The 7,001-nt window shown below is 73.1% G+C and carries 4 protein-coding genes and 1 pseudogene; 1 reads left to right on the top strand and 4 read right to left on the bottom strand.

Annotated features, from left to right (window positions below):
- A pseudogene (locus ACZ5DS_RS40605) lies at positions 1-138 on the top strand (UTP--glucose-1-phosphate uridylyltransferase); the annotation flags it as partial.
- Positions 139-211: 73 nt separating this feature from the next.
- Here the strand turns inward: ACZ5DS_RS40605 and obgE are convergent.
- The 4 genes from obgE to ACZ5DS_RS40585 all read right to left on the bottom strand — a co-directional run bounded on the left by obgE (position 212) and on the right by ACZ5DS_RS40585 (position 6,899).
- The gene (obgE, locus tag ACZ5DS_RS40600; protein ID WP_468249025.1) at positions 212-1,657 is read right to left on the bottom strand and encodes a GTPase ObgE; all 1,446 of its coding nucleotides are present in this window, start codon (positions 1,655-1,657) and stop codon (positions 212-214) included.
- Between the two features lie 114 nt (positions 1,658-1,771).
- The gene (gene rpmA / locus ACZ5DS_RS40595) at positions 1,772-2,026 is read right to left on the bottom strand and encodes a 50S ribosomal protein L27 (RefSeq protein WP_023550764.1); all 255 of its coding nucleotides are present in this window, start codon (positions 2,024-2,026) and stop codon (positions 1,772-1,774) included.
- Between the two features lie 14 nt (positions 2,027-2,040).
- Positions 2,041-2,361 (bottom strand): 50S ribosomal protein L21, encoded by a 321-nt coding sequence (rplU, locus tag ACZ5DS_RS40590; protein WP_009188585.1) that lies wholly within the window; start codon positions 2,359-2,361, stop codon positions 2,041-2,043.
- 242 nt (positions 2,362-2,603) lie between these two features.
- Entirely contained in the window at positions 2,604-6,899 is a 4,296-nt protein-coding gene (locus ACZ5DS_RS40585; protein ID WP_468249022.1) for an Rne/Rng family ribonuclease, read from the bottom strand.
- Positions 6,900-7,001: the final 102 nt, after the last annotated feature.

The following is a 7,001-nucleotide window of genomic DNA, read 5'->3' as shown; positions in this document are numbered from 1 at the left end:
CGCTACGACACCGGCGACCGTGGCGACTACCTGCGTGCCATTGTCAGACTGGCGTGCGAACGTGAAGACCTGGGCCCGGACTTCCGGACCTGGCTCCGCGACTACGTCGGCCAGGAGCTGACGGGCGACAACGGCTGACGCCGAGAACGTAAAAGAGGGCGGGCCGGAGGATTTCCTCCGGCCCGCCCTCTCGCGTTGCCGTTGCTCTGGTCTAGAACGGCTCGAAGTCCTCGAACTCCTGGCCGGCCTCGTCCCGTTCGGCCTGCCGGTCCCGGCGCCGCTGCGCGGCAGGGCGGGGCGCTTCGAAGCGGTGGTCCTCGCCACGGCGACCGAGCATCTCCGCGCCCGCCATGACCGTCGGCTCCCAGTCGAAGACGACCGCGTTCTCCTCGGGTCCGATGGCGACGCCGTCGCCGGCCCGGGCGCCCGCCTTCATCAACTGCTCCTCGACACCGAGGCGGTTGAGCCGGTCGGCGAGGTAGCCGACGGCCTCGTCGTTGTTGAAGTCGGTCTGGCGGATCCAGCGCTCCGGCTTCTCGCCGCGCACCCGGAACAGCGGCTCGCCGTCGACCTCCTCGCGGACGACCGTGAAGCCCGCGTCGTCCACGGCCTTCGGCCGGATGACGATCCGCGTCGCCTCCTCCTTCGGCTTCGCGGCACGCGCCCTGGCGACCAGGTCACCGAGGGCGAACGACAGCTCCCGCAGCCCGATGTGCGCCACCGCCGACACCTCGAAGACGCGGTAGCCGCGCGCCTCCAGGTCGGGGCGGACCATCTCGGCGAGGTCCTTGCCGTCCGGCACGTCGATCTTGTTGAGGACGACGATCCGGGGACGGTTGTCGAGGCCGCCGTACTGCCGCAGCTCCTCCTCGATGACGTCGAGGTCGGAGACCGGGTCGCGGTCGGACTCCAGGGTCGCGGTGTCCAGCACGTGCACCAGCACGCTGCACCGCTCCACGTGCCGCAGGAACTCCAGGCCGAGGCCCTTGCCCCGGCTGGCGCCCGGGATCAGACCGGGCACGTCGGCGATGGTGTAGACGGTCGAACCGGCCGTCACCACTCCCAGGTTCGGCACGAGGGTGGTGAACGGGTAGTCGGCGATCTTCGGCTTGGCCGCGCTCAGCACGGAGATCAGCGAGGACTTGCCCGCGCTCGGGTAGCCCACCAGGGCCACGTCGGCGACCGTCTTCAGCTCCAGGACGATGTCCTGCAGGTCCCCGGGCACGCCCAGCAGCGCGAAGCCGGGGGCCTTGCGGCGGGCGCTCGCCAGCGCCGCGTTGCCGAGGCCGCCGCGGCCGCCCTGCGCGGCGATGTACGAGGTGCCGTGGCCGACCAGGTCGGCGAGCACGTTGCCCGCCTTGTCCAGGACGACCGTGCCGTCCGGCACCGGCAGGACCAGGTCCTCGCCGTCCTTGCCGGAGCGGTTGCCGCCCTCGCCGGGCTTGCCGTTGGTGGCCTTGCGGTGCGGGGAGTGGTGGTAGTCGAGCAGCGTGGTGATCGACTGGTCCACGGTCAGGATGACGTCACCGCCGCGGCCGCCGTTGCCGCCGTCCGGGCCGCCGAGCGGCTTGAACTTCTCGCGGTGGACGGAGGCACAGCCGTGGCCTCCGTTACCCGCGGCGACGTGCAGCTCGACGCGGTCCACGAAGGTGGTCATGGTTCAGTGCCTCCAGAAACGTGCGGGAATGTCTCTTACTCAACACGCGAAAGGCGGACCCGCCTTCCCGACCGGGAAGTGAGGTCCGCCTCGCGAAGTGAAGTGAACGTTCGGTCAGGCGACCGGAACGATGTTCACGACCTTGCGGCCACGGTGGGTACCGAACTCCACCGCACCGGCCTGCAGCGCGAACAGCGTGTCGTCGCCGCCACGGCCGACGCCGGCGCCCGGGTGGAAGTGGGTGCCGCGCTGACGGACCAGGATCTCACCAGCGTTCACGACCTGACCGCCGAAGCGCTTCACGCCGAGCCGCTGGGCATTGGAGTCGCGACCGTTCCGGGTGGACGATGCGCCCTTCTTGTGTGCCATGTCTCCTCAGTCCCTTACTTCGCAGCCGTGGGGATCGACGTGACCTTGATCGCCGTGTACTGCTGGCGGTGGCCCTGCCGACGGCGGTAGCCGGTCTTGTTCTTGTAGCGCAGAATGTCGATCTTCTGGCCCTTGTGGTGGTCCACGACCTCGGCCTGAACCTTGATGCCGGCCAGCACCCACGGGTCGCTGGTCACAGCGTCGCCGTCGACAACGAGCAGGGTCGAGAGCTCGACCGTGTCGCCAACCTTGGCGGTGGAAATCTTGTCAACCTCAACGATGTCGCCGACAGCAACCTTGTGCTGGCGACCACCGCTGCGCACGATGGCGTACACGCGGATCTCTCTTTCGCTCGAAGAAACGGCACCCCCGCAGGCCAGCCGCCCAGCAATGACACGGACGACCTCTCCCGGCCAACCGTGTGCCCGGGAGGAAGAGGTTTACGGGGATGTGGCGTGCTCAGTGGACACGCCGACGGTCAAGGTTACGGGGCCACGGCCGAGGGGGTCAAACCGGGCCGGGCTCCCGGGGTATGCGGCCGGTCACATGAACCGGCCGCATACCCCGTCGGGCCTCGTCAGCCCTCGTCGGTGGCGGCGGAGACCGTGGTGGTCTTCTTCGCCGTCGCCTTCGCGGCGGCCGTCTTGGCGGTCTTGGCCGCCTTCTTGGCCGTCGTCTTCTTGGCGGCCGTCTTCTTGGCCGCGGTCTTCTTGGTGGCCGCCTTCTTCGCCGTGGCCTTCTTGGCCGCCTTGCGGGCGGTCTTCTTGGCCGGCACGGCCTCCTCGACCGTCTCCTCGGCGGCGGGCGCCTCGGCGGCAGCCGCCTCCGGCTCGGTGGCCGGGACGACCACGACGGCCGTCTCCTCGGACGCGGTCGGCGCGGTGGCCTTGCGCACGGCGCGGCGCCGCGGGCGGGCCGGGGCGGCGCTCTCGACGGGCGCCTCCTCGACCGGAGCCGGGGCCGGGGCCTCGGCCACGGGCTGCTCCACCGGCGCCTCGGGCGCGGCCTCGGCGACCGTCACCGCGGCCGCCTCCGCGCCCGCCGGGGAACCGGCCGGCGCCGAGACCTTCCGGGTCGCACGACGACGCGTACGGCCCTTGGGAGCGGCCTCCTCGGCGGCGGGCTCCTGGACCGGGGCCGCTACGACGACCGGCTCGGCCTGCGCCTCGACCACCGGCTCCGGCTGCACGGCCTCCTCGACGGACGTGCCAGCCGGCGCCTCGACGGTCTCGGTGACCTGCGCGGCCTTGCGGCTCCCGGCCTTCGGCGCACCGGCCGGAGCCGTAGCCCGGCGGCTCGCGCGGCGGCGGCTACGGCCACGGGTGGCCGCCGCCTCCGCCTCGGCGACGCTGCTGTACAGCTCCTCGTCCGGCGCGAAGTCAGGTGCCGGCAGCGCGATCGGCTCGGCCAGCTCGGCGGCCACCTCGACGACGGTCTCCACCTCGGGCTCGACGGCCTCGCCGGTCTCCGCGGCCACGGCCGCGACCTCGTGCTCGGGCACCTGACCGTCACCGCCACGCCCGCGCTTCTTGCGCTTGCCGCCACCGCCGCCGACGGCGGTCGGCTGCTCCATGTGCACGATGACGCCACGGCCGTTGCAGTGGACGCAGGTCTCGGAGAACGACTCCAGCAGACCCTGGCCGACCCGCTTGCGGGTCATCTGGACCAGGCCCAGCGAGGTCACCTCGGCGACCTGGTGCTTCGTACGGTCGCGGCCCAGGCACTCCAGCAGACGCCGCAGCACCAGGTCGCGGTTCGACTCCAGGACCATGTCGATGAAGTCGATGACGATGATGCCGCCGAGGTCGCGCAGCCGCAGCTGGCGCACGATCTCCTCGGCCGCCTCCAGGTTGTTCCTGGTGACGGTCTCCTCGAGGTTGCCGCCCTGACCGGTGAACTTGCCGGTGTTGACGTCGACGACGACCATCGCCTCGGTCCGGTCGATCACCAGCGAGCCGCCGCTGGGCAGCCAGACCTTGCGGTCCAGCGCCTTGGCGAGCTGCTCGTCGATGCGGTACGTGGCGAAGACGTCGACCTCGGAGGTCCACTTCGACAGCCGGTCGGCGAGGTCCGGGGCGACGTGCGAGACGTACCCGTGGATGGTCGACCAGGCGTCGTCGCCGCTGACGACGACCTTGGAGAAGTCCTCGTTGAAGATGTCGCGGACGACCCGGACGGTCATGTCCGGCTCGCCGTACAGCAGCGACGGTGCGCTTGAGCTGCCGCTCTTCGACTTCTTCTGGATGTCCTCCCACTGCGCCTGCAGCCGCTCGACGTCCCGGCGCAGCTCGTCCTCGCTCGCGCCCTCGGCGGCGGTGCGCACGATGACGCCCGCGTCCTCGGGGACGATCTTCTTGAGGATGGTCTTCAGCCGGGCCCGCTCTGTGTCGGGCAGCTTGCGGCTGATGCCGGTCATCGAGCCCTCGGGGACGTACACCAGGTAACGGCCCGGGAGGGAGACCTGGCTGGTCAGACGCGCGCCCTTGTGTCCGATCGGGTCCTTCGTCACCTGGACGAGGACGGACTGACCGGACTTCAGGGCGGACTCGATGCGACGCGGGCCGTTCGCCATGCCCAGCGCCTCGAAGTTGACCTCGCCGGCGTAGAGGACCGCGTTGCGGCCCTTGCCGATGTCGATGAAGGCGGCTTCCATCGACGGCAGCACGTTCTGGACCTTGCCCAGGTAGACGTTGCCGACGTACGAGGTCGCCTGCTCCTTGTTGACGTAGTGCTCGACGAGCACGCCGTCCTCGAGCACGCCGATCTGCGTGCGCTCGCCGTGCTGGCGCACGACCATCACACGCTCGACGGCCTCGCGGCGGGCCAGGAACTCGGCCTCGGTGATGATCGGGACGCGGCGGCGGCCCTGCTCACGGCCTTCCCGGCGGCGCTGCTTCTTGGCCTCCAGACGGGTCGAGCCCTTGATGGACTGCACCTCGTCGGACGGCTCGCTGGGCTTGCGGGGCTCGCGGACCTTGACGACCGTGCGCTCCGGGTCGCCCTCGCCGGGCTCTTCGTCGGCGGCGGTGTCACCGGCACGGCGACGACGACGCCGGCGACGGCGGCTGGCGGAGGACACACCGGCCTCCTCGCGGGCCTCCTCGGCGTCCTCTTCCTCCTGCTCGGCGGTGTCCTCGGCGTCCTGCTCGGCCTGCTCCGCGGCCAGTTCGTCGGCCTCGGCGTCCGCGCCCTCACCCTCGCCGGCGTCACCACGGCGACGGCGACGGCCGCCTCGGCGACGACGACGGCGCGAGCCGGACTCCTCGGCACCCTCGGCCTCTTCGGCCTCGTCCGCCTCTTCGCCCTCGGCGAGCTCTTCGGCAGCGGCCTCCGTCGGCTCCTCGTCCTCGGCGGCAGCCTGCGGCTCCTCGGCGAAGGCGGCGGCCCGGCGACGACGACGGCGGCGCGTGCCGGCCTCGGCGCGCTCCTCCGCGTACGCCTCGGTCTCCTCGGGCTCCTCCGTCTCGGCGGCCTCGGCAGCGGCCTCGGCAGCGGCCCGCTCCGGGGTCTGGAACCTGGGCTCGGTGAACACCGGCGCCTGGAACACGGCCACGGCGGGCCGGGCCGGCCGACGCGGTCCCTCGGCCTCGGCGGTCTCGGCGGTCTCGGACTGCGGCGCGGGCGCGGAGAACCCGGAGGCGGCCTGCCGCACGACCCGGCGGCGGCGCCGCGGCGCGGCACCCTCGGCGGGGGCCTCGGCGGCAGGGGTCTGGACGGCGACAGGCTCGGTGATCTCGGCCTCCTCGGCAGGCTGGGCGGCCTCGGCCTGCTCGGCGGCAGCCGCGGGGGTCTCCTCGGCCACCGGCACACCGGCGGGCGCGGAGACCCGACGCGTGGCACGGCGGCGGGTACGGCGCGGCCCGGCCTCTTCGGAGGGCTGGGCGGCCTCGGCGGCTGCAGCGACCGTGGCAGCCTCCTCGACGGCCGCGACGGCGGCGGCTGCGGAGGCAGCGGCCACTACGACAGTCTCGGCGGCAGTGGGCTGCTCCTCCGCGGCCTCGACGGCAGCGGCAGCCGGTACGACGGTCTCTGCGGCCTCAGCGGCTTCCGCGGCCGCCGGGGAACCGGCCGGCGCGGACGCCCGACGGGTCGCGCGACGCCGCGTACGAGGGGCCGCAGCGGCCTCGGCCTCGACGGCGGGAGCGGCCTCGACAGGAGCTTCGGCGGTGACCGGGGCTTCGGCGGCGGGCGCGACCTCGGGCGCCTCGGCGGCCGTGGGTGCACCGGCGGGCGCGGACACGCGCCGGGTGGCACGGCGGCGGGTGCGGGCAGGGGCGGCTTCGGCGACAGCCTCGGCCTCGCCCTCTACCTCGGCCTGCGCCTTCTCGTCGGCCTTCTCCTCAGCCTTCGGCTCGGCCTCGGGGGACTCGGCGGGCGTGGCAACGCGGCGCGTGGCCCGGCGGCGGGTGCGACGGGGCGCGACTTCCTCAACGGCCTCGGCGGTCTCAATGGCCTCGACGGCCTCAGCGGTCTCGACAGCCTTGGCGGTCTCAACGGCCTCGGCAGCAGCAGCCGTAGCCGATACGACCGTCTCGGCGGCCTCTGCGCTCGTGGGCGCACCGGCGGGCGCCGAAGCGCGGCGGGTGGCACGGCGGCGGGGGCGGGCGGCGGGCGCAGCCTCCTCGGCGGCGGGCGCCTCCACGGCCGCGGCCTCGGTCTCGGCGGTCACTTCCGCCTCGGCGACCTCCTCGGCCTCGACGATCGGGTCGGACTCAGCGGCCGGTATGGCCGGCACGGAGCCCTCGGTGGGTGCCTCGGCCGCGGCGGGCGGGCCCGCCGGGCGGGAGGCGGCACGGCGACGCCTGCGCGGCGGCAGGGTGTCGCTGGGAGTGTTCAGTTCGGAACCCTCAATGGGTTCGGTCGGCTCGAGCATGCGGGCGTTTCTCCCGTCAGGCTCCCGGGCGCCGCGCCTGGTCCGGCGCCGGTCCGCAAAGACCGTCCGCCGTTGACGTCCGCGGCCCGCGCGATGCGCGGT

The sequence above is a fragment of the Streptomyces sp. NPDC031100 genome (assembly GCF_055570785.1).
The sequence above is the reverse complement of the archived record's forward strand: the minus strand, read 5'-3'. Positions and strand labels throughout refer to the sequence as shown.

Excerpts from the sequence above, each read along its gene's own strand:
- obgE (WP_468249025.1), bottom strand. The coding sequence starts at position 1,657 with ATGACCACCTTCGTGGACCGCGTCGAGCTGCACGTCGCCGCGGGTAAC.
- rpmA (WP_023550764.1), bottom strand. The coding sequence starts at position 2,026 with ATGGCACACAAGAAGGGCGCATCGTCCACCCGGAACGGTCGCGACTCC.
- ACZ5DS_RS40585 (WP_468249022.1), bottom strand. The coding sequence starts at position 6,899 with ATGCTCGAGCCGACCGAACCCATTGAGGGTTCCGAACTGAACACTCCC.